We start from the raw sequence: 23,256 nt of genomic DNA, 5'->3' as shown, positions 1-23,256 counted from the left end.
CTCACCGCCCCATGTGCTTCTCCATATATTTTTTCAGCTTCTTTTCCATGATGGCTGGCAGTTCCCGCTCAAGCTCCTGCTCAGATAGAGTCAACATGAATTTACCGTTGACCCAACCGGTTCGGAGCCGGGTAACATGGCCGTACTCCACATAGAGGGCATATTCCACATTGTTGACAATCTCAACGTGTACGCCGCCTCCTGGGAGCCGAACCACATCACCAATTTGCCAGCCACGACGTAAGTCACCGGATTTTACCGGAGTCCGCGCTATGGTCTTTGCCAGTAGCCGCCCGGCCAGCTCCCGGATACAATCCTCCAAAAAATCCGGAAACTCCTTCTGCATCCTCTGGAGGTTCTTCTGCAGCTTCTTCACATCAGAAAAATCGAACTTCCCGAGACCGCTCATGCGTTCTTTACTTCCCGCAACTTGATCTCTTGATGGGTCGCATACCGGAACGGCTGCCCAGCCTGCTCTCCTTTGAACTCCATGCCGTTTTGCTGAACTGTAATTCGACTCCCTGGCTTGATAGTTACATCCGGGGAGAGGAACAACTTCGCATCATAGTTTACCTGATCTGCTGTCACTGTTTGCGTAGCAGCAGGTAAAGATGACTGGGAGAGTCCACACGGCTCAGCTTCTAACACCATAACCAGCTGTTGTTGCGTCTTTTTGGTTACAGGGTCTTTAACATCCTGCATCTCATAGACGGTAGCTAGACCTTCATAAGTGCTTTCAATGGCCGCTCGTTCCAGCTCTACATACCCAAACCCCATGATTACCACCTCATCCTACGAAATGCAATCAGCTGCCCCTCATAATTCAGGACAAACGCTGCTCCAGATCCTACAGTAACAATGGCTTTGGCTGATCCGAAATTCGTGGTCACATCACCGCGCTTGATGCTTGTAACCGCTGGAGCCGACTGCTCAAACTCAGTAGGATATTTCGCTCGGTAATAGTCCTCCGCGATTTGAAGCACCACAATATCCAGCTCGCGCGGAATTGAGGTGATGTTACAGAACGTCTTAATCCCTTGAACAATGGACTCCAGCGCAAACTTTATTTGAAAATCCTTTGCTATAGCCTCGATCGGAATCCCTAACAGTTGCTTGAGCTTAAAAAAATATTTAAGATGCTCCTCCATTAGATACACCCGCTTTCAGGATCACGGCAAGCACATCCTCACGCTTAGATGCTTCACCCAGGTCAATGCCATGATCTTTAGCATGAGCCTTCAGCTCCGCTAGCTTCATTTCCGACACTGCCGGAGGCCCCTCATCCTCTATGAAGGTGACATGTTTCTCCAAACGTTCATAGTCCTTCTCCATCACGCTGAAGGACTCGCCTTTTTGGAAAAGTTGACCATTGTGCCGGATCGGGATTCCCTTAACTTCCACTTTCACGCGATTTCCTCCTTAAGGGCGGCGAACCGCCCATCGATTAAAGTGCAGTAGCTTGGAAAACATTATCTGCTTCCGGGAAGCTCGGCAACGCCGTAGCGACCGCCTTCGTCCAGGTAGCTACAGGGTCCTTACCTTCCTCATAAACCATGGCCAAAACCTGCCCTACTTTCGTGATATCGATCTGCGGATCACGCGCCAAGCGAATTTCCTCAGCCGTCGGTCCGTAAATCGTTTCACCCAGCGTATCGGCACCGAACAGCACGATCTTGTTCTGCGGGAAATAACGATGCGTTGTATAGGTACCATCTGCATTTTGTCTACGATACTTGTTATCGTTCACCGCAAGTGTCGGCAGCTCATGCTGTGTCAGGAAGGCATTTAGATCGGCCCGTGTTGGAACGCGCAGCGAATTATTGCCGTATAGGGCACCGATGATATTCGGATGCCGAAGCAGGGCGCCGAGCAGTGTTGACGAGGTTAGAGCGCGAGCTGGTTTCTCGTCAAGTGCATCTACCCACCGCTCTAAATCACCGATCGGATCGCTGTTCGGATCAGTCCATAGAGAGGTTCCCGACAAGACTTCCTTATGTTCAGCAGGAACGTGATAATCGATAACCAGGCTCAACCCATTTTCATTGATAGGGATCGTACCATTGGCCAGAGCTGACATACGGAAGCGTTCCACCTCTGCCCGAACGCCATTGACCAATACGTCAATATCGTTGTAAACCCGGCTCATCAGATATTGTTGTTCCTGGGCCGTCCGGGGATTCTCCAGCGCGATGATATCCTTTTCTTTCATCGGTAGCTTACGCTTAATGAGCGCCAACTCCAGTGCTTCCTTGCTACCTTCACGGCTGCCGATTTCAGCTTCCGTGTCAAAGCCGTGTACACTAGCAGCGACAGGGAGACGACTTCCGCCCTTGATCATGTCGAATTCGAGGGATTCGCGTTTAACCTCGGGGAACAGGGTCTCACCAAGAAGAGCAGGATATTGCCGATTCTCCAAATAATTCAGAATTTCCGGCTGTGTAAAAAGTTCAAATATGCTTGGCATTGTCTTAACCTCCTACGGATTGCTTGAATTTGATTTTTGAAGTGGCTGCCAGTGCTGTTTTAGCTTCAGCTGTTAGGGCTACCGGCAAACGCTCCTCCAGAATCCAAGCTTCGATAATGACGGAACCGGGTTGTGGTCCTTCTGTAACATCGGTATCGGTATAGGTGATGCCGATCGCCGTATTATCGTTGGCCGGATACACCGTACCAGCGGGAACAACCTTACGTCCTTGTACATTAGCTGTTACGCCCTCATCGCTGATTTGATAGGTGTGAGCGATGACATGGGAGCTGGCCAAAAAATTAATTTCACTGACCGTTGTCTTACCTTTTACGTATGGCATTTTGTTAATCTCCTCTCTGATTTAACCCCATGGGTTATTTGCAGCAGCAGGCGCTTTACCCGCATCATTGGCCGCCTTGGCAAAGTCTGCGGCAGCACTGGTATCACCGCCGCCTTTGGACGGATCCTTGCTGTCGGGCGACTTAAACCCCTTGAAGGTCGGTCCTTTATTCTCCTGTTTTTCCGCAAACAAAAAGCCCTTGCTCTCGCGCAGGGCCTTCACCTGGTCATCCAGCCCGCCTTTTACCGCGCCGCTGTCGTCCAACTCGAAATTTGTTTTGTCCAATAGTCCTACAACGATATCCGGATCATGCGCCTCACCAGCCAGCGCCAGCTTGAGCGCCGTGGTCAGCTGCAGGTCCTTCACTTTGGCCTCATAATCCGTCTTGGCTGTCTTATTTTCGTCCTGCAGCTTCGTTATTTCCGCTTTCAGCGCCTCATTGTCGCCTGCTGACTTCTTCAGGTCTTCCAACTGGTCAGAAATTTTGTCGCGGTCCTTCTCTGCCTGCTTCTTGGCTTCCGATACATCGTTATATTGACTCTTCGGAACAAAGTGCAACGGCAGCGTTTTACGCACCTCAGCGTCAATCTTATCCACTTCGGTATCCTCAATGCCCAGCTTCTTCAACAACTCTTTTAACCAATCCATCTATCATCATCCTCCATTTGATTTTTATAGCTGCTCTCCAGCTTAGGGAGTGAACCGATATGCTCCGGTTCATGAGCAAATAGGCCGCGGTAGTCTCACCCACGACCTAACGTTTTTTATCGTATTTCCATATATCTGAAAATCTCATGCGGCATCCTAAGGGCGTCTTCATAATTCCGACTTTGTTAAACCAATGATATAGCCCTACTCGCTGGGAACGAAAGAATACGTAAATCAGCTTGAAGGGATACGCCCACCATCTGCATAAGCGTATAGTCTGTGTCCAGTGGTCGATTTCCCACGGAACCCATCCGACAGCTGGCAGTTTCCTTCTGTAATCACTGAAACTGACCTTCATAGTACCCTCCTGTTCAGCAATATAAAAAGCACCCTCGCAAATTGGAGAGTGCTTCATATACCATATTTTTGTTTGATGAGAACCCACTTAAGTCCTTCTTCACGGGCTAGACGCCGCTGTTCAACCGAATTAGCATCCAGAACACCTATAGGATACTTCGGCAGCTTGTCCCGCTTCTGAAGATACTCAAGTCTTACAGCGCTGATCTCGTCCACCAAAGAATCAAAACGGTGACCTAACTTTTCACGCTGCGGGGCAAAAAGTTCAGCGATAGCCGCTCTATTCTCTTCTTCCGTTCGCAAGATCATCACTCCCTTCCATATTGTAGACTCTCAATCAGCAATACCAGCTGCTCCATGGTCAAGTGCTTGTCATCGTAACCATTCATCGCGTCTTCAATTATAAGTCTGCTGAGATACAGCTCCTCTGCTTTATCCAGCAGTAGATTTATATCACCCTGGGTGAGTTCGATATCTCGGGATTTACTTAATATAAATAAATTCGCCTGATCAACCGCCCGCAGTTGTTTCAGTTCTTTTGAAAAGAACATGTGAACATCTTCTCGACTGAACGACCCGCCAGGATCCTCGCCGTTTGAAGGGTGATTATGGGTGACAATACTATCCTTGAGCTGTTCGGGCTTGAATTTTGTAATATCGACAGCTGCCTTATCTCCCTTAATATGGAGCGCTTCGCCTTTTTCTGTGAGAATAACAGCATGTTCTTCTGGTGCGTTCCGGATAGCCTGCTCTACATCATCCATGTATCGACGCACCAGCTCCGGCTTGCTCAAATCAATATTCCCCAGCTTACGTGGAATGTCCGGCTTCAGCTTTGGCAAATCCATCTTACTGAGATTAATCAGTGGAGGTGCAGTCTTTCCGGTTTCATCATACCATTTCTCTGGTTCCGTGGTATAGATGCTTTTCTCAGGAATTGGAATATCCTTTGTCGGCACACCCGGTATCTCAATAGTAGGTAATGGCGTTTCCGGCGCCTTCTTAGCCGGAGTCTCTACGATAACCGGTTCAGCGGCTTCCGGGGCGTATTTCTCAGCCCAGTCGTTGTAATTGATATCTTCCGGAACCTTGTATGTCTTGCCTTCATCATCCCGAGCCACCCGCTCTTTTATGTTATCGTCATAGTGTGGAATGGTTGTGGACCGACAGTATACATGCATCGGCGGAAAGTTAACGCCCGGTTGAGCATCCGAGACATCAAATACTTTACCATCTAGATCTCGGCAAGTAATGGATGTACGGCTGTCTAGTGTGGCAGTGTAGCGGTATTGTTCCACCCCAAGTTCTTTGTAGCCAGCTATGCGAGATTGGCCTGCGAAGTATGCTGATTCCGTCAGTATCAACCGCTCTGCATTCTTCCGTGACACATCAAAGCGCTCCATAAGTTGCTCTACCATTTGCTTAGATGTATCACCACGAATTAAACCCTGAGTAAAGATGTTACGAAGCGTTCCAGTCAGTTTGACGCGATCAGTCCATACACGTTGCGAAAAGTTGCTACCGTCTGGCGCCCATGGAGCAGATAGAATAGCTTCAAGCTGCCGCTTATCGATCTTAGAGAATGAGGCTCCTATACCGATACCCTTTTCCAGCTCAAAAATACTTCGGTAGTAACCATCCTTGTAGACGTTGCCTAGTAGCTCCGTGGTGCCCACCAGTCGCTTAGCTGATAATTCCTCGACATGTTGCTTCATCTGCAATTGAATGGATTCTAGGCGGGTAACACGTACTCTAATGCTGGCATTCTCTAGTTCCTTCATCCATCGCTGATCTATGGCGTTCTCTTTACCACGAGCAATGTAATCCTCAACGGTCCACTTGAATTCTTTCAGCTCGCCTGCTTTGAGAACTTGTTTAGCAGCGGATAAGCTAACGATCCCGTTATTATCTGCAAACCGCTGATAGAAATTGTTAACGTCCGTCTGGATGGATATCTGAGCCTTCCGATATTCCTTATTCATTGCCTTTGTGAATGGTACACCTTTATTTAAAAGCGACTCATTCAGCCGCTCCATTCGCTTTGACCAGTAGGCTGCTGACTTCATTCGTCATCATCCTCTTCCGGCTTAGCATTGCCGGTACCTTCCGAATCTCCTGGTAGACCGTAATCCTCCATTTTTTTCAGTTCCGCCTGCTCCTCCGCTTCGATCCGTGCCAGTTCCTCCTTGGTATTTGTAACCCATGGATGATTAGCCACGATGGTTTCCTTGGAGATAACACCCATACTGTTACTAGCGTCGGTGATCGCCTCAGACTCGTTAATTGGCATATCTCGGTTGAAGATAAATGTTACAGTTTCCTCAGAGTAATCGTTGTCTGTCATGGCTGCCAAGTGGATGTCGATGAACCAGATCAGCTGCTTAAGCCCCGCTTGAAACTCGTTCTCGATATCATTACAATCCAGATCCAAGTCCTGATACAAAGAACGAAGGGCTATACCAGAAGGAGCACTGGAAAACTTGTCAGATTGCGTATCTACCCCGCGACCAAATTCGAAAATGTCCTTACGGGTCATCTCCATATGATTTGAATATGCTTCGGTATCCAGATCCAGGCTTATCGTATCTACACCCCCATCGCCGTCCACGAATGCCACGCGGAAGCGGGAAATGTTCTCGCGGAACTCGCCGCCACCCTGGCCGCTGTAGTTCTTGACCACGTAGATACTGTTCGGCAGGTCCTCCAGGTTGTTACTGTTAGCGGATTTTTGCTTGTCATAATCATCGACCTGCTTCTTGATCAGCTCAATCAGCGGCTGCTCTTCACTGTTATACTTGAAGCAGACAAAAGGCACCCGCTCCCAGTTCAGTGGTTTCTCTGCGCTTCCCTCCACCAGAGCAAGATGATTCCGCTTCTCCAGCTGCTTCAGCTTACCCGCTTCCTCTTCAAATATCTGAACGCCGTCCAGATCCCACCATTCGATTCGCTTGACCGTCTGCTTTTTCTTAGCCACATACCCCTCAATCTCATATATACGGATGAAAGCAGCCAGTTCAGTATGTGCGGCATCCTTCCAGATCGGCAGGCACTCCTCTGGGTTCATCTTCATAAAGGCCAGCTCGCCAGTGTCCGTGTAATACGGATGAAGCCAGGCCTTGCCGCAGTTAACCGCATCCTTGCCCGTATTCTTAAACAACATTTTAAAGTCATCGTTGAAGAATAGATCCAGCTCTGATTGATATTCCGGCTTCTTCGTCTTTGGTAGAAATGGCTTGGATAGCAGATAACCTATTTTCTGGTCCACCAGCTTTCTTACAAATCCGTGAGGAATACGGTTATCCGCCAGATTGTCAGCAGCCACCATCCGCCCTTCTGCATCTATCGTTTTTCGGCGTTGCTCCAGAATGTCATTTTTAATCCTGTAATATCGCTTGCCGATCAGCATCTGTTTCCTCTCATCGGATCGTTCCCAATCACTAACCTCGGCCTGGATGATTTCCTCCAGCGTCATAGGCGCATTAGCGTCCAGGTTCTCCAGAATCTCTTGTAATGTCTCCACAAGTAACCTCCTCCCTGTTATTTCTTGAACGATACGCCCGACTTTTTGTCTATCATTTCAGCTAATCCAGTGGTCGCGTCTGGAGCATCGTCGTTTTTGTTTTTGCCCTCTTTTTGGTAGCTCGTCATAGCTGCGTGATACTCCGGCCAGCGATCACGCCAGTTGACCGGATAATAAATGTGCTCCATCACAAAATTGCTGTTTGATAGAATACGAGCAATTTTGTTCTTACTCTGATGAAACCATTTGACCACCACGGAGCGGGTTTTGTGTTTCTCCCAGATCAACCGCTCAACATTTCGGGCGTAACCGCGCCCACCGCTATTCGATTCAATTTCTGCCAAGTTTACACCGTTATGGACGAACATGTCCGCTGCGGCTGGCTCTGTGGTCTCCATCCCGTCTTTGGTGTACAGCACATCCAGCACATATCCCTCGCCCCGGTAAACGCCAGCGACAATGGAACATAAAAAATCACTACCTTGATCGGCAGTGTCAGTGTAAGATATGATTTTTTCAAACAATGGACGGCCTCGTTCGTCTCTTGGGGATTCAGTGTACGTTTTGAACGATTTGTACAGCCTGCCCTGAATGTCAATCGGGATCTGCTGATAGTTCGCGCTGGCGATATCTGCGCCCATGGCCCGAACCTTCATGTCGTAGCTCTCACGGGATAGAACATCAGGGCACAGCATCGTGCCATCATCTTGGAGCGCCTTCATGGTTAGATGTCGTACGCGCTTCTTTTCGCTTCGGAAATGCTCCAGCGCACGCCCTGCCAAGTCTCCCGATGCCCAACGGGTCATGATAATGATGATCTTGCCGCCTTCCTCCAAGCGGCTCAGCATCGTATTCGTGAACCACTCCCAGTGCTTCTCCAGCACGTTCTCGTTGCTCGCTTCCTCGGCATTCTTGATCAAGTCATCAATGATTAGCAGCGTAGCCCCGAAGCCGGTAGCTGTGCCTGTAGGAGACGTAGCCAGGTAACTGTTATAGCCGCCTTCTAGACTCCACAGGTTCATGGCCCCATCCCCTCGCTGAATACGCACCTGGGGGAAGATGTCGCTGTACACAATGACTTTCTCGTCCGCTTTAGCCGTATTGATGCCATTACGAACGGCCTTGGAGAAGGTAGTGGATAGGGTTTCGTTGTAAGAGCCGGTCATAACCTTCTCTTTCGGATTCTGTCCAAATACCCATTGAGCCAACATGGAAGCAGTACGGCTCTTGCCGTGTCGTGGGGGCTCGTTAACAATCAGGATATCATCGTCTGATTCATAAAAGTCCTGCATTTCGCCACACAAGTCCATGAGATACTGCCGATCAGAGCGATAGAAGTCTGGAGCCATCGCCTGGCAAAAGCTGAAGAACTCACGCCGTGCCAGTTCAATACGTGCACCTCGACGGATAACCTCCAGATCAAACATCACGAATCAGCTTTCTCAGCTCGTCAGTTGTCAGATCCTTGTATGGGTTATTAACATTTACACTGCCGCTATGCTGCACGTCCTGCTTGTCTCGCCACTGCTCAGGCTTCCGGTTTTTCAACCAGAAGATCTGTGCTGTGGTATCGCCCTGAACCTCTTTAGTGACTCGCTTAGTCTCGACCATTACTTGCTTCAGCTCGCCTGTCTCTTTATCCTCGACAGTGCCCGGCTCCCTGGTCACTTCGTCATAGCGATAGCCCAGCGCCCGTTTCAGCAGTGCATTTTCGACATGACGGTCAATAACTTCCTTGCCCTTTTTTAAGGTGTCAGAAATGTCAGGATACCGCTTTTTCCATTCATACAACGTGGGTCGTTTGATCCCCATATTATCCGCTATTTGCTCATCAGTAAGCCCGTCGCGTGCCCAGCCTTCAAGGAGAGCCAGCCCCTCAGGCGTAAGCCATTCGTGATATTTACCTTTTGCCATCAGGGCGACCTCCTTTCAAGTTAGTTTCTTGCTACAGCCGCATTAGCCCACATCACTGATTGTTCCAGGTTCGTCATTGCCAAGCTAGACTCGCGACTCTTTGGGCACTTCTCATCAATCAATTCAGCCAACTCTCTCGCCTTGTTACGGATTTCCTCATAGATTTCAGGCTGTCCAGGCTTAGGGGCGTGATAGCTGAAATTGTTTTCAATTTGTGGATTACTCATTCGACTACCTCCTCATATGTTGCTTCAAAAATATCCGGTTTGCATGGATAAATCTCACCTTTCACACCGCGAATGATGTAATCCCCTGGTTGAGATTCCATGATGCCTTCTAGCGTTTTAATGTACATAAGTCCATTTGCAAAACTGACCTGTCCCATTTTGATGCGTTCGATAATCCACTGGGGATCTTCCGCCTGATCAGGACCGCCAGTCCATTTAAAAGCTTCAATAACTACTGGTTTCTTACGATACTTCGCCAAATTTATCATCCTTTCAAATTAAAATGAAAAAGAGCCGCTTTTCAGCGACCCTTAGGTAAGGAAACATTTCCTTAAGACTATTTTTTCTCGTATTGATGCGCTGGGATTAAGTAAAAATCTTCTACTTCGGTCACAGCCATCAGAGCACCATTGTCCTCATACTGCAAATAAATAATATCCCTACCTTGTATGGAAACAACGCCAGAACCCGAAAGAGGTATCACAGGGATCTCCTTCTGTCTTTTTAGCCAACTCAGCTTTTTTTGAAGAAAAGGGTCATTTTTCATGATGTGTATCCGCTCCTCCGAAGTAATATGACTTTATTCGACATCTTAGAAGCGTTCCCTGCTGAGTACAACCAATTCGCTTATTTTTTAGAAATTTAACAACTAGATTATGTGATTGCAACTATTTTGCAAATTGAAAGGCGTTTTTGCAACCAATATCCCATATACAGGAATATCACTTTACAGATTGTCACGATTTAGGCAAATTGCTTTACACGTAAAATGTAAAGCGCTATGAATTCTGATCGTCCTTCAAAGTTTTACTCCAGCCACACTTGCAGGTGCGTTCAAATGAATTCTCGTCAATGTTGATTGTTCCTTCACCTGCTCCAATATTTCCATTCCCACACTTTGGGCACTCAGCATACTTCTTTGAAAGCCTAATCGCCTCTGTGAACTTCATAGATGTCTCCTCCAAATTCGCAAACGTTTGGGAATTTAGCGTGGGTATAAACAGCCGTAGACCCATCCCCGCTCTTCTTTATCGTCTGGGTTCTCATTTGCTGTAGCTTCTGCAGTATGACCACAGAATGGGCAGGCTAGATTTTTCCCTTTGGACTTCTCCATATTAACTAAGAATTGACCGCCACATTCTTCAGACAGACATTCATATTTTTCTAACAACGGTTGTTCCATCGTTTGGTTCCTCCCGTTATGAATTGAAAAAGGTATGCCGCTCTAACGCCCGGAGGACATTGTCAGCATACCCTTTATTGATTTGATGTGGGCGAAGGAGTAATTGCGCCAATAAATCCGGCCTTTTTGGCTCCCTTGACCTCGTGATCCGCCACCACATCAGTTATAGGCTCCTGTAGCCGGGAGCGATACGGCTTTTTGCTGGCGGACTCACTCACCTCAGATTTGAGCTAAGTTAAACCCATCGGGCGACCGCCTTTATGTGAACCTGCTATTTGGCAGGATGTCACCATTCCATAATACCCGCTGTATGGTGTTTACATACTACGGATTTTAGCAGCTCGGGTGCATGGTGAACCTGAGCTTACGACAAAATGGCGGACCCACTTTAGGACACTTTGTCCCAGAGTCTCACTTGCGACAAAATGGCGTAGGTGAGCGACCTTACATTTTGTTATTTCGCTCGGTCAGATAGACAAAGTGTCCAGCGATACTTGTGTCCACTATGAACATGAGTGGTTCTAGGTGAACCAGCGTTGCCCTCTCGCTAAATTACTACGATATCAATATAACACGGAAAAAAGGTCACGTGGGGTTCAACTTAGGGTCACATTAGGGTCACGAAAGGGTCAAAATTTAGTAACGTCATTATCGAAGAAACAGAGTGTCTTTAGACTGTTGGCCATGGAGATAACTCCTTCCTTTGCCTTTCGCTTAATGGTGCTGTCACCGACATTCCTTTTAAAGAACAAGAATGTTTCCTTCATCGTATGTCCTTGAAGGTAGCGATACTTTATCACCTGCTTTGTTTCATCATCTATGATAAGGCTGTGCGCCCGTAGGAGAGCGTTATGTCGGTATAGGTACTCTTTATAGTTCGAAAGCTGCTTTTCAGCCAAAACAACGGCATTAGCTACCTTATCAGCATGCAATTCGTCCTGGTCTATTCTCCGTGCCACCTCGCCGTCAATAGCCACCTGCTGCATATCCTCTGTGTTGTTCTCATAATCATCCATCAGGAGCCGCATCTTACGATAATCTTCCAAAAGGGTTTTGGTTCTCGCAATCTCCGTCTCTGACGCCAACGGGAACAATTCAACCATTTCCCACTCTGCCACTGCCATTCCCCTCATTCCCCTTTATATGGTAATATAGTGAGAGGAATATCCTTTATAGAAGACCCCTGCGCGCCCGGCCAAGGATTGCAGGGGTTTCGTTAATTTACGGCTTGAAATTCTTTACCATTTCTTTGCTACTTCCAAATATAAATACAATTTGGAGAACTTTAGAGATTGTTATGATAAGAAATAATATTTCTCCTGTGCTCGCAAACACCACTGCACTCATAAATGCTATTAACCATGAGTACTTTCTAAGTTGTTTCTTTAGCTTATAATTCACCACCATCAATCCTCCAACTCATTATTACCCTTAAAATATCCAGTTAAATGGAAATTATCCTTTTGGAATAATATTTGGAATAATTCCTGTTCATTACCCCTTGCTACCAGGATTCCGATTGGCAAAAGCTATAAGTACATCGCCTGTTACGCAAAGAAATACTAATATCAAAAATCCAGTTACATATGGATGCTCCAAAGCAAATTGTGTCATACTTCTTCACCATCTTCCCACTCAGCTGCAATTGCGACAACCGTCATTACTACAATCATTACAATAGATTCGATCATAGATTAATACCACAGCGTACCCGTCGATCCCGCCGGATGTTCCCTACCGCTGCTGCTGTTCTCTCCCTTGCACGATGTTCAAATATACTTCCCAAATCCGTTCTTACCTTTGGGCGGTAGACGCGCATGGTTTGCGTCTTTGTTAAGTCACTAATGGCAAGAATCACTTTGTCCAGTTCTCCTGCCATGCCTTTCTGGCGCTTGAGATATTCAGCTAAAGGCTGTAGTAGTTCCTTGTCTTCTTTAGCTTTACGACGCTTCCAACGGCTGACTCCAAGCTGTTCACTTAAGTTAAGTCGCTGTCTTGGCGTAAGTTTCAAAAGCTCAAGCGCATGAACAATGTCCGTACATTCTTCACTATGATAAATCTCATCTTTTACACTTTGCTCATAAGTAGTTTTAACCGCCTCTACTATCCCTCGAAGGTCTTTTGCAGCTTTCAGCGCATTGATTCCCATCAGGCAGTACCTGCAGCACGGCCTGCCGCTTCAAGCTGGATAAAATGCACCTGTGCCGTTTCATCGAATTGAAGGGCGTAGCGCTGCCGTGAGGCCTTCTTGCTGTCCAGCCACTTTCCTATACGCTTATTGTTGGTGGCCACAGCTCCAGTTTTACCAGTAGTCTTATTTAACTTGATACCCAGCTCAGCCTTGCGAAGCACCAACCGCTTCAGTTCGGAGTTGTATCCTACTTGGATATAATCGCCTACGGTAAGTTTCATCATCTCCGCCCCTGGACGGTTGATATTCATCCCTAACGAGTTCAGGCTAACGCTAGGAAGGTCGAAAGATATTTCTGCTGTAAACCATTCAATTTTGTCCAGAACGGACCGTACGTTGTATTTCTTCGCCTCATCAGCATTAAGCTTTCTTGTGCTCGCTTCACTTTTCATCATAAATTCCTCACTTTCTGGATTGGTCATATATTTTTTAAGCCTAGGTTTGATACGTTCCAATATTCGACTTACTTGGACTTGCGACTTGCCGATAATTTCACCGATTTCACTCTGTGATTTCCCCTCACTTCGAAGTAGAAGAACCTTTTGTTCTCTTGGCTTTAGGAACGACATAAATTCTTGAATCGAAATACCGGACAAATCATCAGTATCGCCCATCTGATCAAAACCAGTGATTTCAGACTCTCCATCTGAGTTCAAAGGTTGATCCAAATAGATAACATTAGCGCTACTCATGTAATCCAGTGTTCTAACTGCCAATTCAAGCGAAATCTCCAGTGTCTCAGCAATTACTTCAGGTGAACAGTCATACAACCCCTTCCACCTAATCTTCGAAGCAGTCTCTAACAGTGGTCTAGGTGTTCTAACTAGGGTTAATCTTTCCCGTAGGAAGCGTAGGATCTCGCCCTGAATCGTAGGAACTGCAAAGGTAGAAAACTTTGTTACTTTCCCATCGAACGCCGTTGGGTCATATTTGTGGAACGCCTTGATCATTCCTATAACGCCCTCACTCACCAAATCCTCATAGCTGATCGTTGGAGTGCACCGTTTTCTGTACCGATTGGCTATGGAGTGGACTAGTCTCATGTGCTCTCGGATCACATCATCCTTGTATCCTAAATGTGGGTTATAATCTATCGGCTTGCTCATGGGCCGGCTCCTGTAGGTATGCCATCGGCCAGCGTTTCCGAGATTCGTAGTATTCCAGCACACCAGCAAGCACGGTTGAATTGTCGGCTTGCGGGACCAGAGCGCGAATGAATTCAAACAGCTTTGGGAACTCTGCTCTGTTGAAGTCAACTCGATCTAGCTCGGCAACCTCATAGACTGCTTTACAAAGCTCGTACACACCCCATTCGTTGCTAGAGTACTTGCGTATCAGATAACGCCGTTCTTGCACTCTGGCAAGGGCGTAGAGCCGCTTTTGATCGCTGTCCATGCGAATGTGTTGTTCTAGCTCAGCAGCAGCTTCTCTCATGCTACGGAGTGTTGTGCTTTCATTGTCTGCCTGCTTACGGGGATCTCGAACCGGAACTGCTTGTAAGAATACTCCTTGGCTTACGGGATGAAATAATTTCAACATGTGATTAACCTCCTCGTTTTTGAAGTTCGTTATATTTGTCCCATAGGGCTTGATAGAGTCGTGTATACTCCGGCAGCCGGGCATCATCCGGGGCCATGGCGTCCAGGATGTCCGCTGCTTTGAATATGCGCTGCTGGAGCTGGTCAATCTCGCTTAGGTGCGACGTCGCACCTTTTGGCATATTCCACGACGTCGTGGATTCTGAATATTGCGACGTCGCAAGGTTTGAATCGTGGAATGTACCACGGTTTGCCTCGCTCTTCCTCAGCAGAGCTTCCAGCGCTTCCGTGTAGCCCTTCAAGTTGCTACGGTCCATATCTGTTAGGCTCGGCTCCTTCTGGAGCTGCTGGGCTACCCTCAACTTCTCCAGCACGGCGGTATGGGCTTCTGGTGTACTGATTGCCCGGACTGGAAGCCGTTCATTCTTCACAAGATAATCAAAATCATCATTGCTCAGTGGATCCACGATAGAATCCAGGTAATCAATCACAAAGTCCTCGTAAGCCTCTGAGAGCAGCCCGGCCCGGACGGCTATACGTGTTGCCTCCAGAATCAGCGTCTTGTAATGCTGCCTGTACTCCCTCTCACGTCGCACCCGCTCCTCTGGGCTCCACATCACCGTACCTCAGTCATGTACATGAGCTTCTTGTTAAAGCTCACGAACAGCTCTTTACCCTTCTGACCACGCCGCGCCTTTGCGGTATTGATAACATGGGTTGCGCCCCTTGGAGCACGTTCCCGTGTTTCCTTGTCCAATGGTTCAAGCTTCATGAACCCATCCGCCTCATTTGCCATAGCCTTCGCACCTTGTAGGCTGCCATCCTCGTTGAGTTGGGCCAGCAGGATTACACAAGCATCCACTTCCGAAGCCAACCGCTTGCATTCCTTCGCAACATCTACAAGGATTTGATCGTCCCTGCGATTTTTGTTGCTCTTTGCCAGTTCCATTCGCCCGATATAATCAATGATGATCAAGTCCGGATTTCCATATTTGATTTTGAATTGCCGAGCAAGACCGCGGCTTCGCTCTGGAGTCAATGTTGGAAGGTGTGAAATGTATATCCGGGATTTAGAGTATCGTTCGAACGCCCGCCTAACAGCAGCACGATCCCAGCTATCCAGCGTTCCACCGTCAATGCCTTCAAAACTTTTCTCTGACAATTGAGAAGCAAAGCGGAACACCATTTCGTTTTCGCTCATTTCGGTATTTTGGTAAAAGGTCCGATAATTTTGATGAATACTGGCATGACGGGCAATATTCTGTGCCAGTGCCGTTTTTCCATCTCCGGTCCGGGCGGATACAATAATCAGATCCCCGCCGCGCAACCCTCGGAACAATTCATCCATTCCCGGGAAACCGTCGATGGCAGGCATCCCTCCAGTGGGAATCTCTCTGGAGAGCCGGATACCGTGGATACTCTCGCCGCTATTCACGCGCCGTTCAAATTCTTCCAGCGCATTATTACCGGCTTCTTCTGGCGTAACGATCCGTTCCGTTCCTTCCACTGCGTTCACTTTCATGATTCGCTGTTCGACCAACTCCGTGATTTCCTTCAACGGGCGTCCACTCTCGGCAATCTTGAAGATTTCTCTAGCAGCAGCTTGATACGTCCTTCTCACGAACAAGTCATGCAGCTTGTCGAGCCAATAGCTAAATCCATTCTCCGAAGCTTCTGCACTCTTCAGCGCTGTGAGGCGTTCAGGATTGATTTTGTCACGTAGCTGCCGATAAACAATGTTCCAAGACGGTGGTGCTTGTTCGGCTTGCCCAGCAATCTCAGCAAAGATGATTTGATGCTCCTCGTCTTCGAAGTGGTCCACCGTAGCCACGGCCAAACCGTCATACAGCATTTTCTCTCCTGCAAGCATTCCTGCAAGCACATTCTGCTCGGTTTGGAAGTCATTCACTCGACTGACCCCCTCTCAGGTCTTCTGGAGGACTAACCGGAATAATGTCGTCTGGGTTAAAGTCAGCCTGCCATAAGGCAATCAGATCAGCTGGTAGTGGTTGGAATCGGCTTGTTTCAAAGTGCTGGTCCAAATATTTTGCAGCTTCGGGATATGTCATTTTCTTGCCTAATACCCTACGCCAGCTCGCTGCAGTTGTTTGACCTGGTCGGAAGTTCGGAATGAAATCCTGAATGGTCAATAATAATAACCCAGCCTCTTTCTCTGTCATTTTCATGTTGTTCACTCCTCACTCAAGTTTGCAAGGTAAGCATCACGATCAAATCCGCCAGCCGACTGTTTCCCACTCCGGAGTTGCTGTAGCTTTCTCACTGCTTCGGCTTCTGTGCACTTTCGAATGATCCCGAAGGTGTACGCTTCCGGTGCGCTCTGCTTTTCCTCCATGCTCATGTGCTGAAGTATGGCGTATTCCACCTGCACCGAACTGTACTTGGAAAAATAGGTCAGGATTTTAAGGACGATGCTATCCGCTATCTTCTTGCTGCTTCTGGTCTCCCGAATGAAGTCCAGGTATTGATCTATAATTTTTGAAAGCTCCGGAGAATACCGAGAGCGGAAATTGAAAATTTCGGCGGATAAGTCTTTTATATCTTTTTTCTTATCATTCTTTTCTTTCTTTACTTTCTTGTTTGTGGTCATTTGTTGGTCATTTGTTGGTCTTTTGATGGTCTTTTCTTGGTCATTTTGATGGTCGATAAGTTCATCGTCAGACTGGTAAAGCTCCCAATTACCAATGGTTACAATGCTATATTTGTTGGTCTTATTGATGGTCAGAAAACCTCTACGTTCAAGGTGCTCAAGCCATCTAAAAACTGTTTTCTCTCCCTTGGCTTTTTCCCGCTCTTTTAAGCCCCGATTATATAGTTCTTGAATGTCAAACCTTCCGGTGACAAACTGGCCAGGTTGAAGCAAAATAGTCTGCCGACCGATAGTTTGTTCTCGCTCTTTGTAACTGGCCTCCAGCAAACAGATTGACCACAGACGATAAAGCTGCATGTCGTTGAAAATTGGATTTTCCAAGATTTTTCGATGCAGCTTTATCCATCCTTTCCCTGCCATATTTCCACCTACTTAGGTTCTGATAGATTTGTTACTTCTCCAAATACAACCTGCAGGAAGTCTCCCACGGCTCCCCTGCCTTCCAACACTCGCCAAAGGACCTGCTCCATCAACTCAAGAACAGCTTTTTTTCCTATTACTGGTTCCAACTCTATAAGAGCGTCCATGATGCAAGGATAATAATCTGAAAAATAGCGGTAATTAATATTCAGGTGTTTATACTTGTCCTTGAAATGGGCGTTAGGCAGCTTAGGACCTGCCCCCAGTTCTTGCAACACCTGGAGGATGTTCATTGTAGTTTTAGGCATAGCGCACCTCCCGATCCCAGCCAAAATATACGTTTTGCTGAGGATTCACATAGAACTCAGCTGATGCTCCTGGCTGGCTTGTCACGTTTGTCCAAATGTACGGAGAAAGTTCGCCTGAGTCGCTTCGAATCAACTCGTAGCCCACTTCTAGCGTCTCCCCATAACGCACGTACTCTTCCCAAATTACTGCTCGTGCTACAGGTAACAAGAGATTCCAGACACGTTCCCGATTTTCCAGGTCACGGCGGTTCACTTCTTCTTGCAGAGACGCTAGAAGTGCGCTCACACCACCAAGGCGAAGCACATCACGAAAGGTAGATTTAAGCCAATTGACAGATGTAATAGGTTGGTTGTGAGGAAAAGAAATGACTTTCCCCGTTAGTGGGGAAAGAGTATGATTTGCGATTGTCATAAAATACACGCTCCTAATTTATGGGAGCTACTTGACGCGAAGAAACGTATGACTGTATAATTGCGCCAAGAAGCTCCAAATGATCGATTTTTAAAAGGTCGTCTCAACGCGTACTCGCCAAAGTATCCGCGTTGAGGCGATTTTTCCTATTCAACATGCCTTCCTGTACAAATGAAGTCTGAAGGGATTTTTCAAACTCAATAAAATCAATGATGATGTCCTTCAGATCTTCTACAACAACCTCTACAGATTCAGAATCGTTACTCAAATCATTAGTTGCGCCCATAATCCTTGATTTCAGATCCGCCACATACGATAAATCATGGAGACGAAGGTTCCTCATCGACGTTGCTCCCTCCGAATAATATTTTTGATGATTACGGCATGCTGACGGGGATGGTTAAACCATAGACGGGCTAAGTGTTCAAGGGTCATTTCAGTAGCCCCACCCTCCGAAGCAAATCAGGGAACCGATCAGGAAAATAATGTGGCGCGCTTTCCCTTGGATTCGCCGGGCTTATGATGTTCTTGCCATATTCAAGACCGACATCTGTAATGGACTTGAAAGCCTTGCTCCCTCCCCTGCTTGATGACCGTGTCTTCTCTTCCAAAATCCCTTGATTTAAGAGCAAATGGTTAAACACCTTTGTTTGAATCCCAACACCATTCTTTTTCAGCAGTTCACTTGCTGATTCAGTTATTGGCTCGTCAGCATAAGCTGGTAATGGGACTGAAAGCCCATGCTGCTTGTTAAAATCACCCAGCAGTTTCAAGCGTCCACTATCCGGGAGCCTGAGCACGTTGGCTGTTATTTCAAGCATGTATGCTTCTTTCTTAAAATGGATCAAATCAGGTTCAGCCCCAGGCACTGAATAACTCCCAGTCTTCTGAACAGAAGGCATCATGTCTTCATAAATCCAATCTTGGAAGGGCATCGCCTTCGGTTGGCCGGATTGACCAAGTACACGATTAAGGGATAAGTTCGATATAAATTTCTCGCCAGTGTTGTGTAGTTTTCTAACCTCTCGATTCAGAAGGTTAGAATCCGAAACATCATAAATGTGATCTTCTTTACAAAATTTCAGAACGTTACTCGTTGCCGTTTTCCCTTGGTACTCCAGAACACCGGCCACATCCTTCGCGCTTATGATGAAGTCACCAACAAATGGAATGTTTACATCTGCCGGAAACAAGATCATTACAGGTCGATTGCCTTCAAAGAAGGTCAGGCCGTTTTTAATATCGCTCATTGTGTTGCCCCCTTCTTCTGCAATTCTCTGATAAAGTCAGAATACCGATTATAATCCTGCCGCCGAAGCATACTGAGATAAGTCAAAATATCATCAATGCTGATCCACCAGTTAATTTCGTACTTCTCATAGAATGGGTCTGCCTTCATTGTCAGAGCATCCAACATGATAGGTTCAGGGTCTCTTTTTCCGAAGTTTCCTGCTCTCTTAAGCCAAACCGCTAAGCTCTTGAGGTCCGATTCATCCACGACTTTCTGCATCACCAGCCACTCAATACCGTTGACACCCTGCGAAACCTTTTCCTCCATGATCTTAATTTCAAGATCAAAAGCAGCATCGTTTAATGTCTTGCTATTGCTCATAATCGGCCTCCCTCCATGTTGTTTCGTCCAGAAGCTGGACCGTACCCGTCAATCTGACGGATGTGACTTAGCTTGCTGCTCCCCGATCCACCCCAGTGCCTCAGCCTCCGTAATATGTCCGGCTTTGATCATCATGCCGATGAAGGAGCAGTCCAGAGCGGCAGCGATTTCCCGCAATTTCTCAGGAGTTGGAACGCCGCCTCTATCTTGCTCAAGCCTGCTGATATATGTTGGATGCACATTCAATTCTAAACCGAGTGAAGCAGCAGTGAAGCCTTTTGCCTTCCTGAGTTGCTGAAGATACTCACCGAATGACTGTGACATACTTAGCCTCCTTTCAGGTATAAAACCCTATGATGTGGTTATGATGACTGAAGAGGGCTACACCTGAGAACTGCAGCTTGCCCTCTCATGTTCAGCGATCCATTCTAGCAAAGCAGCCTTACGAATACGTAATACCTTGCGAATTTTTATGCTTGGAAGCTCGCCAGAAGCACACCAAGCATAAATGGTGCTTCTTGCTACACTAAGATACTCGGCCACTTGCTCCGGAGTACATATCTCAGGAAGGTTTGCTATTTCCAAGAGATCCTCTCCTTTTGTTGCTAAATCGCAACATTCTCTACAAAAAATTTTGGAAAAACTTCGGCTAGATTCATATTGAACTTGTGTGCAATTTTTACCGCCTCCTCCAGAGTGATATCTCTCCCCCCCCTTTCTGATCTTAGGTAAGTTTCTTTATTTACCCCTAGCAAATCAGCCATATCTTGAGCGGATACTTTCTTCACCACTCTCCTGATGTATGCTAATTCGGCGTATCTCGTCTGTTTAGCTTCCATGACTTCACCTCCTAGCGTAATTCAATCCTAATACAAACGTTGCTATTTTGCAACACCAATAATTAATTCATCAATTTAGTGGCTGTTCGGCAACATTTTTGTTGCGGAAATCATCTTATTGTAGTATATTATTCTCAGGAGGTATCAAAATGGACATTTTTAGTAAAGTTTTCTCTGAATTAGCAGATAAAAGTGGATTGAACGATGCGGAATTAGCAAGAAGATTAGATGTGAATCGTTCAACCATTGGGCGTTGGAAAAACGGAGAACTCTCACCCAAGCTTCCAGTCTTGAAAAAAATTGCGGATTTCTTCCAGGTTAGTCCATTAATTTTTGTTGATGATAAATATAAACATACGACTTTTCCGATAGGTGCGATCCCTGTTAAGGCTAAGTCTATTTCAGTTCCGCTCTACGGATCTATCGCCGCAGGTGTGCCACTTGAGGCCATCCCTGTAGAGGAATATATTGAAATCCCTGAGGACGTGGGTAGTTGGTATCCTCACGCCTTTCTTCTCCGCGTAAATGGAGAAAGTATGAATAAGGTTGTTCCTAATGGAGCTTACGCACTCATTGATCCTTATACTGGCGAAGACGTTGGTAATGGGGATGTGGTTGCTGTGCAAGTAAATGGATACGAAGCTACACTTAAGCGTTTTTTTAAATTACATAACACTGTTGTTCTTGAGCCCGATAGTTATAATCCTGAACATGTTGCTCAAAACTTCACTTCTCCAGAAACTCAAAATCTGCGAATAATGGGGAAAATGGTTTGGTTCATGTCGCCACCAAACGCTAAGTTTTAACTAATTTACATATGAAGGGAGGTGAAGTTGAAAATGCCAAGAAAACCAAAGCAACCACCTGAAGGGATAAAATACCCAGGGGTTCGTGAAAGAGGCGGCGTGTTTCGTTTCCGCTATGACATCATCAATCCTGAAACAGGTAAACGAAAGCAAAAAGAATCCGACCCATTTCCTACAGCTCTAGAAGCATTCACTGCAGGAATTAAAATCAAGGAAGAACTCAACAATAACACATACGTAGAAAAAAAATCAGTTTCATTTGATGATTGCTGCGAAGATTTCCTTAAGCATTACAGTGCGAGAAATAAAAAAGGCTCTTCGATAGAATCAAGGGAAAGAAACTTGAAGCGGTCACGAGCCCATTTCAAATTTACTAGAATTCAAGATATAACAAAAAAACAATACCAATTTTTTTTGGATTCCCTAAAATTCGTTGAAAAGAAAGACAAAACCATTGGATTAAGTCAAAACTTTATTAATAACATTCATGTTTCAAATAAGCTGGTTTTTTCTTATGCAATGGATAACGGAATCATAAAGACGGACCCGTCCAAAGGTATAGAAGTGCCAAAATACCAAGAGACTGTTGAACAGCTTGAGAATGAAACTGAAATACCTAACTACATGGAGAAAGAGGAGTTAGTACACTTTTTAAAAATAATCAAAGAGCATGGAACCGAACAGGATTACCACTTTTTTTATATACTTGCTTATACAGGTATGAGAATAGGTGAGTTATGTCCGCTTAAATGGAGAGACTTAGACAAGGAGACAAAACAAATCTCCATCACAAAAACTCTAGCTGATTCGGGTAAGACCACAGAAATGAATGTTGGTACACCAAAAACCAAATCATCGAAGCGAAGAATCAGTATAACCAGCAGTGTCATTTCTATATTTGACGCTCAATCATATTGGCAAAAGCAGTACAAAATGTCCGTCAGAAAAACTTATTATGAAAAAAGCGAGTTTGTGTTTATTAACACCAAAACGTTTCCTGGCTATCAAATATCAGGCAAGCGAATGCGTGACACAATGAAAGACTTTCTGAAACTTGCCGGATTATCAACGGACCTAAAACCTCATTCACTAAGACATACTCATGTTTCATTATTGGCGGAGGCTGGAGTATCACTGGAAGTTATACAAGAACGTCTTGGACATAAAAATGATGATATTACGAGGGCTATTTATATGCATGTAACTAAAAAGCTAAAAACTGAAGCTTCTGAAAAGTTCGAAGAATTACTAAATGGACTTTAATGTGGGAAGCATGTGGGAAAAAACCGCAATTTCATTGACGAATCAAGGCATTGCCATAACCACCTGCATCATGCCAGCCACCCGAACAGTCTAGTTGAAGATCCGGTTGCCCATATACAATCCCTTTTGCGGTATGGCACGCCTTGTGCTTCCAATCTCCAGCATATTCTTCAGTCAACTCAACACCACAGCGATAATAATAAAAAGCTTTCAGCAAGCCCTGTTGAAGCTCATGATAAGGCTGATCTGAGATTGAAAAGGATGCCGAAGCTAGACCCTCGCCCTGCTCAATCCGATATCTTCCCTCAGTATTGACCTCCGAGAAATCACCTGTGTGCAAAGTTACTCCACTGGCTTTATCAAATCTTCCTGCATCTGAACTACCTTTGAACACAATAGTCCCACTATCAACATCAACTACCTGAAAATCATGCTCAGTACCTGTAAATACTGCGATCTTTTGTCCATCCAGCGGATATCCGATTTGATTCACAGTAATGGTGCGAAGTGTACGCTCGCTCATCTTCATTCTCCTTTTATGTAAAAATGATGAAGCTAAAGTAACCATTCTCTTCTAGTTGAGAATACTCTATTCTAGTTATC

General features: G+C 46.1%; 36 protein-coding genes. 2 read left to right on the top strand and 34 right to left on the bottom strand.

The features are described 5' to 3' along the window. Position 1 precedes the first annotated feature (1 nt). From NYE58_RS13985 to NYE58_RS13825, 33 genes are all read right to left on the bottom strand, one after another. Positions 2-409 carry an HK97 gp10 family phage protein gene (locus NYE58_RS13985; RefSeq protein ID WP_341002114.1) on the bottom strand — a complete coding sequence of 136 codons (408 nt, stop codon included), beginning with the start codon at positions 407-409 and terminating at the stop codon, positions 2-4. Beyond that, the gene (locus NYE58_RS13980; RefSeq protein WP_341002112.1) at positions 406-777 is read right to left on the bottom strand and encodes an ABC transporter ATP-binding protein; all 372 of its coding nucleotides are present in this window, start codon (positions 775-777) and stop codon (positions 406-408) included. Before NYE58_RS13980 ends, NYE58_RS13985 begins: the two co-directional genes overlap by 4 nt. Positions 778-779: 2 nt before the next feature. After that, entirely contained in the window at positions 780-1,148 is a 369-nt protein-coding gene (locus tag NYE58_RS13975; protein WP_341002110.1) for a hypothetical protein, read from the bottom strand. Then, the gene (locus tag NYE58_RS13970) at positions 1,132-1,407 is read right to left on the bottom strand and encodes a DUF7210 family protein (protein ID WP_341002109.1); all 276 of its coding nucleotides are present in this window, start codon (positions 1,405-1,407) and stop codon (positions 1,132-1,134) included. Before NYE58_RS13970 ends, NYE58_RS13975 begins: the two co-directional genes overlap by 17 nt. Before the next feature lie 37 nt (positions 1,408-1,444). Further along, a complete protein-coding gene (locus tag NYE58_RS13965; protein WP_341002108.1) occupies positions 1,445-2,464 on the bottom strand; it encodes a major capsid protein in 1,020 nt (339 codons plus the stop codon). A gap of 4 nt (positions 2,465-2,468) precedes the next feature. Further along, positions 2,469-2,807, bottom strand: coding sequence for a hypothetical protein (locus NYE58_RS13960; protein WP_341002107.1), 339 nt, complete (start codon positions 2,805-2,807; stop codon positions 2,469-2,471). Between the two features lie 21 nt (positions 2,808-2,828). Then, positions 2,829-3,455: a phage scaffolding protein gene (locus tag NYE58_RS13955; RefSeq protein WP_341002106.1), complete on the bottom strand. Its 627-nt coding sequence runs from the start codon at positions 3,453-3,455 to the stop codon at positions 2,829-2,831. 411 nt (positions 3,456-3,866) lie between these two features. After that, the gene (locus tag NYE58_RS13950) at positions 3,867-4,121 is read right to left on the bottom strand and encodes a hypothetical protein (protein ID WP_341002105.1); all 255 of its coding nucleotides are present in this window, start codon (positions 4,119-4,121) and stop codon (positions 3,867-3,869) included. Further along, complete coding sequence (locus NYE58_RS13945) at positions 4,121-5,878, bottom strand: minor capsid protein (protein ID WP_341002103.1); 1,758 nt, start codon at positions 5,876-5,878, stop codon at positions 4,121-4,123. The genes NYE58_RS13950 and NYE58_RS13945 overlap by 1 nt, the downstream gene beginning before the upstream one ends. Then, positions 5,875-7,332, bottom strand: a complete 1,458-nt coding sequence (locus NYE58_RS13940; RefSeq protein WP_341002101.1) for a phage portal protein — start codon at positions 7,330-7,332, stop codon at positions 5,875-5,877. The genes NYE58_RS13945 and NYE58_RS13940 overlap by 4 nt, the downstream gene beginning before the upstream one ends. Before the next feature lie 17 nt (positions 7,333-7,349). After that, positions 7,350-8,624 carry a phage terminase large subunit gene (gene terL / locus NYE58_RS13935; RefSeq protein ID WP_341002100.1) on the bottom strand — a complete coding sequence of 425 codons (1,275 nt, stop codon included), beginning with the start codon at positions 8,622-8,624 and terminating at the stop codon, positions 7,350-7,352. 127 nt (positions 8,625-8,751) lie between these two features. Beyond that, positions 8,752-9,246, bottom strand: coding sequence for a helix-turn-helix domain-containing protein (locus NYE58_RS13930; protein ID WP_341002099.1), 495 nt, complete (start codon positions 9,244-9,246; stop codon positions 8,752-8,754). Between the two features lie 20 nt (positions 9,247-9,266). Further along, a complete protein-coding gene (locus NYE58_RS13925) occupies positions 9,267-9,473 on the bottom strand; it encodes an Acb2/Tad1 domain-containing protein (RefSeq protein WP_341002098.1) in 207 nt (68 codons plus the stop codon). Further along, positions 9,470-9,733, bottom strand: coding sequence for a hypothetical protein (locus NYE58_RS13920; RefSeq protein ID WP_445671759.1), 264 nt, complete (start codon positions 9,731-9,733; stop codon positions 9,470-9,472). Before NYE58_RS13920 ends, NYE58_RS13925 begins: the two co-directional genes overlap by 4 nt. Positions 9,734-9,810: 77 nt before the next feature. Then, positions 9,811-10,020: a hypothetical protein gene (locus NYE58_RS13915; RefSeq protein WP_341002096.1), complete on the bottom strand. Its 210-nt coding sequence runs from the start codon at positions 10,018-10,020 to the stop codon at positions 9,811-9,813. Between the two features lie 232 nt (positions 10,021-10,252). After that, complete coding sequence (locus tag NYE58_RS13910; RefSeq protein WP_341002094.1) at positions 10,253-10,423, bottom strand: DUF3797 domain-containing protein; 171 nt, start codon at positions 10,421-10,423, stop codon at positions 10,253-10,255. Positions 10,424-10,458: 35 nt separating this feature from the next. Beyond that, positions 10,459-10,656, bottom strand: coding sequence for a hypothetical protein (locus NYE58_RS13905; protein WP_341002093.1), 198 nt, complete (start codon positions 10,654-10,656; stop codon positions 10,459-10,461). Positions 10,657-11,285: 629 nt separating this feature from the next. Continuing rightward, on the bottom strand, positions 11,286-11,780 hold the full coding sequence (locus NYE58_RS13900; protein ID WP_341002092.1) for a hypothetical protein: 495 nt from the start codon (positions 11,778-11,780) through the stop codon (positions 11,286-11,288). A 563-nt stretch (positions 11,781-12,343) separates the two neighbouring features. Continuing rightward, positions 12,344-12,805: a hypothetical protein gene (locus NYE58_RS13895; protein WP_341001446.1), complete on the bottom strand. Its 462-nt coding sequence runs from the start codon at positions 12,803-12,805 to the stop codon at positions 12,344-12,346. Further along, the gene (locus NYE58_RS13890) at positions 12,805-13,953 is read right to left on the bottom strand and encodes a sigma-70 family RNA polymerase sigma factor (RefSeq protein ID WP_341002090.1); all 1,149 of its coding nucleotides are present in this window, start codon (positions 13,951-13,953) and stop codon (positions 12,805-12,807) included. The genes NYE58_RS13895 and NYE58_RS13890 overlap by 1 nt, the downstream gene beginning before the upstream one ends. Then, complete coding sequence (locus NYE58_RS13885; protein WP_341002089.1) at positions 13,931-14,386, bottom strand: hypothetical protein; 456 nt, start codon at positions 14,384-14,386, stop codon at positions 13,931-13,933. The genes NYE58_RS13890 and NYE58_RS13885 overlap by 23 nt, the downstream gene beginning before the upstream one ends. A gap of 4 nt (positions 14,387-14,390) precedes the next feature. Next, positions 14,391-15,002, bottom strand: a complete 612-nt coding sequence (locus NYE58_RS13880) for a hypothetical protein (RefSeq protein ID WP_341002088.1) — start codon at positions 15,000-15,002, stop codon at positions 14,391-14,393. Further along, the gene (locus NYE58_RS13875) at positions 15,002-16,294 is read right to left on the bottom strand and encodes a replicative DNA helicase (protein WP_076214148.1); all 1,293 of its coding nucleotides are present in this window, start codon (positions 16,292-16,294) and stop codon (positions 15,002-15,004) included. Before NYE58_RS13875 ends, NYE58_RS13880 begins: the two co-directional genes overlap by 1 nt. Further along, positions 16,287-16,571 carry a hypothetical protein gene (locus NYE58_RS13870; RefSeq protein ID WP_341002087.1) on the bottom strand — a complete coding sequence of 95 codons (285 nt, stop codon included), beginning with the start codon at positions 16,569-16,571 and terminating at the stop codon, positions 16,287-16,289. Before NYE58_RS13870 ends, NYE58_RS13875 begins: the two co-directional genes overlap by 8 nt. Before the next feature lie 5 nt (positions 16,572-16,576). Further along, the gene (locus NYE58_RS13865; protein WP_341002086.1) at positions 16,577-17,413 is read right to left on the bottom strand and encodes a hypothetical protein; all 837 of its coding nucleotides are present in this window, start codon (positions 17,411-17,413) and stop codon (positions 16,577-16,579) included. An 8-nt stretch (positions 17,414-17,421) separates the two neighbouring features. Next, on the bottom strand, positions 17,422-17,721 hold the full coding sequence (locus NYE58_RS13860) for a hypothetical protein (RefSeq protein WP_341002084.1): 300 nt from the start codon (positions 17,719-17,721) through the stop codon (positions 17,422-17,424). Then, positions 17,714-18,133, bottom strand: coding sequence for a hypothetical protein (locus tag NYE58_RS13855; RefSeq protein ID WP_341002083.1), 420 nt, complete (start codon positions 18,131-18,133; stop codon positions 17,714-17,716). The genes NYE58_RS13860 and NYE58_RS13855 overlap by 8 nt, the downstream gene beginning before the upstream one ends. Before the next feature lie 103 nt (positions 18,134-18,236). Next, on the bottom strand, positions 18,237-18,476 hold the full coding sequence (locus tag NYE58_RS13850) for a hypothetical protein (protein WP_341002082.1): 240 nt from the start codon (positions 18,474-18,476) through the stop codon (positions 18,237-18,239). Positions 18,477-18,564: 88 nt separating this feature from the next. After that, positions 18,565-19,383 (bottom strand): Bro-N domain-containing protein, encoded by an 819-nt coding sequence (locus NYE58_RS13845; RefSeq protein WP_341002081.1) that lies wholly within the window; start codon positions 19,381-19,383, stop codon positions 18,565-18,567. Then, a complete protein-coding gene (locus NYE58_RS13840; protein ID WP_341002080.1) occupies positions 19,380-19,745 on the bottom strand; it encodes a hypothetical protein in 366 nt (121 codons plus the stop codon). Before NYE58_RS13840 ends, NYE58_RS13845 begins: the two co-directional genes overlap by 4 nt. 48 nt (positions 19,746-19,793) lie before the next feature. Beyond that, positions 19,794-20,069, bottom strand: a complete 276-nt coding sequence (locus NYE58_RS13835) for a helix-turn-helix domain-containing protein (protein WP_341002079.1) — start codon at positions 20,067-20,069, stop codon at positions 19,794-19,796. A 57-nt stretch (positions 20,070-20,126) separates the two neighbouring features. Beyond that, the gene (locus NYE58_RS13830; RefSeq protein ID WP_341002078.1) at positions 20,127-20,330 is read right to left on the bottom strand and encodes a helix-turn-helix domain-containing protein; all 204 of its coding nucleotides are present in this window, start codon (positions 20,328-20,330) and stop codon (positions 20,127-20,129) included. A gap of 20 nt (positions 20,331-20,350) precedes the next feature. Beyond that, complete coding sequence (locus NYE58_RS13825) at positions 20,351-20,584, bottom strand: helix-turn-helix transcriptional regulator (RefSeq protein WP_341002077.1); 234 nt, start codon at positions 20,582-20,584, stop codon at positions 20,351-20,353. A 149-nt stretch (positions 20,585-20,733) separates the two neighbouring features. Between NYE58_RS13825 and NYE58_RS13820 the strand changes: the two genes are divergently transcribed. Next, positions 20,734-21,390, top strand: coding sequence for a LexA family protein (locus tag NYE58_RS13820; protein WP_341002075.1), 657 nt, complete (start codon positions 20,734-20,736; stop codon positions 21,388-21,390). 33 nt (positions 21,391-21,423) lie between these two features. Further along, the gene (locus tag NYE58_RS13815; RefSeq protein WP_341002074.1) at positions 21,424-22,653 is read left to right on the top strand and encodes a tyrosine-type recombinase/integrase; all 1,230 of its coding nucleotides are present in this window, start codon (positions 21,424-21,426) and stop codon (positions 22,651-22,653) included. 31 nt (positions 22,654-22,684) lie between these two features. Here the strand turns inward: NYE58_RS13815 and NYE58_RS13810 are convergent, their stop codons facing one another. After that, positions 22,685-23,176, bottom strand: coding sequence for a glycoside hydrolase family 9 protein (locus NYE58_RS13810; RefSeq protein ID WP_341002073.1), 492 nt, complete (start codon positions 23,174-23,176; stop codon positions 22,685-22,687). Between the last annotated feature and the right edge of the window lie 80 nt (positions 23,177-23,256).

Origin of the sequence: Paenibacillus sp. FSL L8-0708 (assembly GCF_038009325.1) — a bacterium.
Lineage (GTDB): Bacteria > Bacillota > Bacilli > Paenibacillales > Paenibacillaceae > Paenibacillus_AQ > Paenibacillus_AQ odorifer.
Note: the sequence above shows the minus strand (reverse complement) of the source record. Positions and strands in the feature narration are given on the sequence as shown.

What these genes read in the sequence shown, in the direction of transcription:
- NYE58_RS13915 (WP_341002096.1), bottom strand. Translation starts at nt 10,020, where the DNA reads ATGAAAAATGACCCTTTTCTTCAAAAAAAGCTGAGTTGGCTAAAAAGA.
- NYE58_RS13890 (WP_341002090.1), bottom strand. Translation starts at nt 13,953, where the DNA reads ATGAGCAAGCCGATAGATTATAACCCACATTTAGGATACAAGGATGAT.
- NYE58_RS13855 (WP_341002083.1), bottom strand. Translation starts at nt 18,133, where the DNA reads ATGACAATCGCAAATCATACTCTTTCCCCACTAACGGGGAAAGTCATT.
- NYE58_RS13865 (WP_341002086.1), bottom strand. Translation starts at nt 17,413, where the DNA reads ATGGCAGGGAAAGGATGGATAAAGCTGCATCGAAAAATCTTGGAAAAT.
- NYE58_RS13925 (WP_341002098.1), bottom strand. Translation starts at nt 9,473, where the DNA reads ATGAGTAATCCACAAATTGAAAACAATTTCAGCTATCACGCCCCTAAG.
- NYE58_RS13880 (WP_341002088.1), bottom strand. Translation starts at nt 15,002, where the DNA reads ATGTGGAGCCCAGAGGAGCGGGTGCGACGTGAGAGGGAGTACAGGCAG.
- NYE58_RS13810 (WP_341002073.1), bottom strand. Translation starts at nt 23,176, where the DNA reads ATGAGCGAGCGTACACTTCGCACCATTACTGTGAATCAAATCGGATAT.
- NYE58_RS13885 (WP_341002089.1), bottom strand. Translation starts at nt 14,386, where the DNA reads ATGTTGAAATTATTTCATCCCGTAAGCCAAGGAGTATTCTTACAAGCA.
- NYE58_RS13835 (WP_341002079.1), bottom strand. Translation starts at nt 20,069, where the DNA reads ATGTCACAGTCATTCGGTGAGTATCTTCAGCAACTCAGGAAGGCAAAA.
- NYE58_RS13860 (WP_341002084.1), bottom strand. Translation starts at nt 17,721, where the DNA reads ATGCCTAAAACTACAATGAACATCCTCCAGGTGTTGCAAGAACTGGGG.
- NYE58_RS13895 (WP_341001446.1), bottom strand. Translation starts at nt 12,805, where the DNA reads ATGGGAATCAATGCGCTGAAAGCTGCAAAAGACCTTCGAGGGATAGTA.
- NYE58_RS13955 (WP_341002106.1), bottom strand. Translation starts at nt 3,455, where the DNA reads ATGGATTGGTTAAAAGAGTTGTTGAAGAAGCTGGGCATTGAGGATACC.
- NYE58_RS13900 (WP_341002092.1), bottom strand. Translation starts at nt 11,780, where the DNA reads ATGGCAGTGGCAGAGTGGGAAATGGTTGAATTGTTCCCGTTGGCGTCA.
- NYE58_RS13930 (WP_341002099.1), bottom strand. Translation starts at nt 9,246, where the DNA reads ATGGCAAAAGGTAAATATCACGAATGGCTTACGCCTGAGGGGCTGGCT.
- NYE58_RS13840 (WP_341002080.1), bottom strand. Translation starts at nt 19,745, where the DNA reads ATGAGCAATAGCAAGACATTAAACGATGCTGCTTTTGATCTTGAAATT.
- NYE58_RS13980 (WP_341002112.1), bottom strand. Translation starts at nt 777, where the DNA reads ATGGGGTTTGGGTATGTAGAGCTGGAACGAGCGGCCATTGAAAGCACT.
- NYE58_RS13945 (WP_341002103.1), bottom strand. Translation starts at nt 5,878, where the DNA reads ATGAAGTCAGCAGCCTACTGGTCAAAGCGAATGGAGCGGCTGAATGAG.
- NYE58_RS13870 (WP_341002087.1), bottom strand. Translation starts at nt 16,571, where the DNA reads ATGAAAATGACAGAGAAAGAGGCTGGGTTATTATTATTGACCATTCAG.
- NYE58_RS13850 (WP_341002082.1), bottom strand. Translation starts at nt 18,476, where the DNA reads ATGAGGAACCTTCGTCTCCATGATTTATCGTATGTGGCGGATCTGAAA.
- NYE58_RS13905 (WP_341002093.1), bottom strand. Translation starts at nt 10,656, where the DNA reads ATGGAACAACCGTTGTTAGAAAAATATGAATGTCTGTCTGAAGAATGT.
- NYE58_RS13985 (WP_341002114.1), bottom strand. Translation starts at nt 409, where the DNA reads ATGAGCGGTCTCGGGAAGTTCGATTTTTCTGATGTGAAGAAGCTGCAG.
- NYE58_RS13960 (WP_341002107.1), bottom strand. Translation starts at nt 2,807, where the DNA reads ATGCCATACGTAAAAGGTAAGACAACGGTCAGTGAAATTAATTTTTTG.
- NYE58_RS13975 (WP_341002110.1), bottom strand. Translation starts at nt 1,148, where the DNA reads ATGGAGGAGCATCTTAAATATTTTTTTAAGCTCAAGCAACTGTTAGGG.
- terL (WP_341002100.1), bottom strand. Translation starts at nt 8,624, where the DNA reads ATGCAGGACTTTTATGAATCAGACGATGATATCCTGATTGTTAACGAG.
- NYE58_RS13825 (WP_341002077.1), bottom strand. Translation starts at nt 20,584, where the DNA reads ATGGAAGCTAAACAGACGAGATACGCCGAATTAGCATACATCAGGAGA.
- NYE58_RS13950 (WP_341002105.1), bottom strand. Translation starts at nt 4,121, where the DNA reads ATGATCTTGCGAACGGAAGAAGAGAATAGAGCGGCTATCGCTGAACTT.
- NYE58_RS13845 (WP_341002081.1), bottom strand. Translation starts at nt 19,383, where the DNA reads ATGAGCGATATTAAAAACGGCCTGACCTTCTTTGAAGGCAATCGACCT.
- NYE58_RS13815 (WP_341002074.1), top strand. Translation starts at nt 21,424, where the DNA reads ATGCCAAGAAAACCAAAGCAACCACCTGAAGGGATAAAATACCCAGGG.
- NYE58_RS13965 (WP_341002108.1), bottom strand. Translation starts at nt 2,464, where the DNA reads ATGCCAAGCATATTTGAACTTTTTACACAGCCGGAAATTCTGAATTAT.
- NYE58_RS13820 (WP_341002075.1), top strand. Translation starts at nt 20,734, where the DNA reads ATGGACATTTTTAGTAAAGTTTTCTCTGAATTAGCAGATAAAAGTGGA.
- NYE58_RS13910 (WP_341002094.1), bottom strand. Translation starts at nt 10,423, where the DNA reads ATGAAGTTCACAGAGGCGATTAGGCTTTCAAAGAAGTATGCTGAGTGC.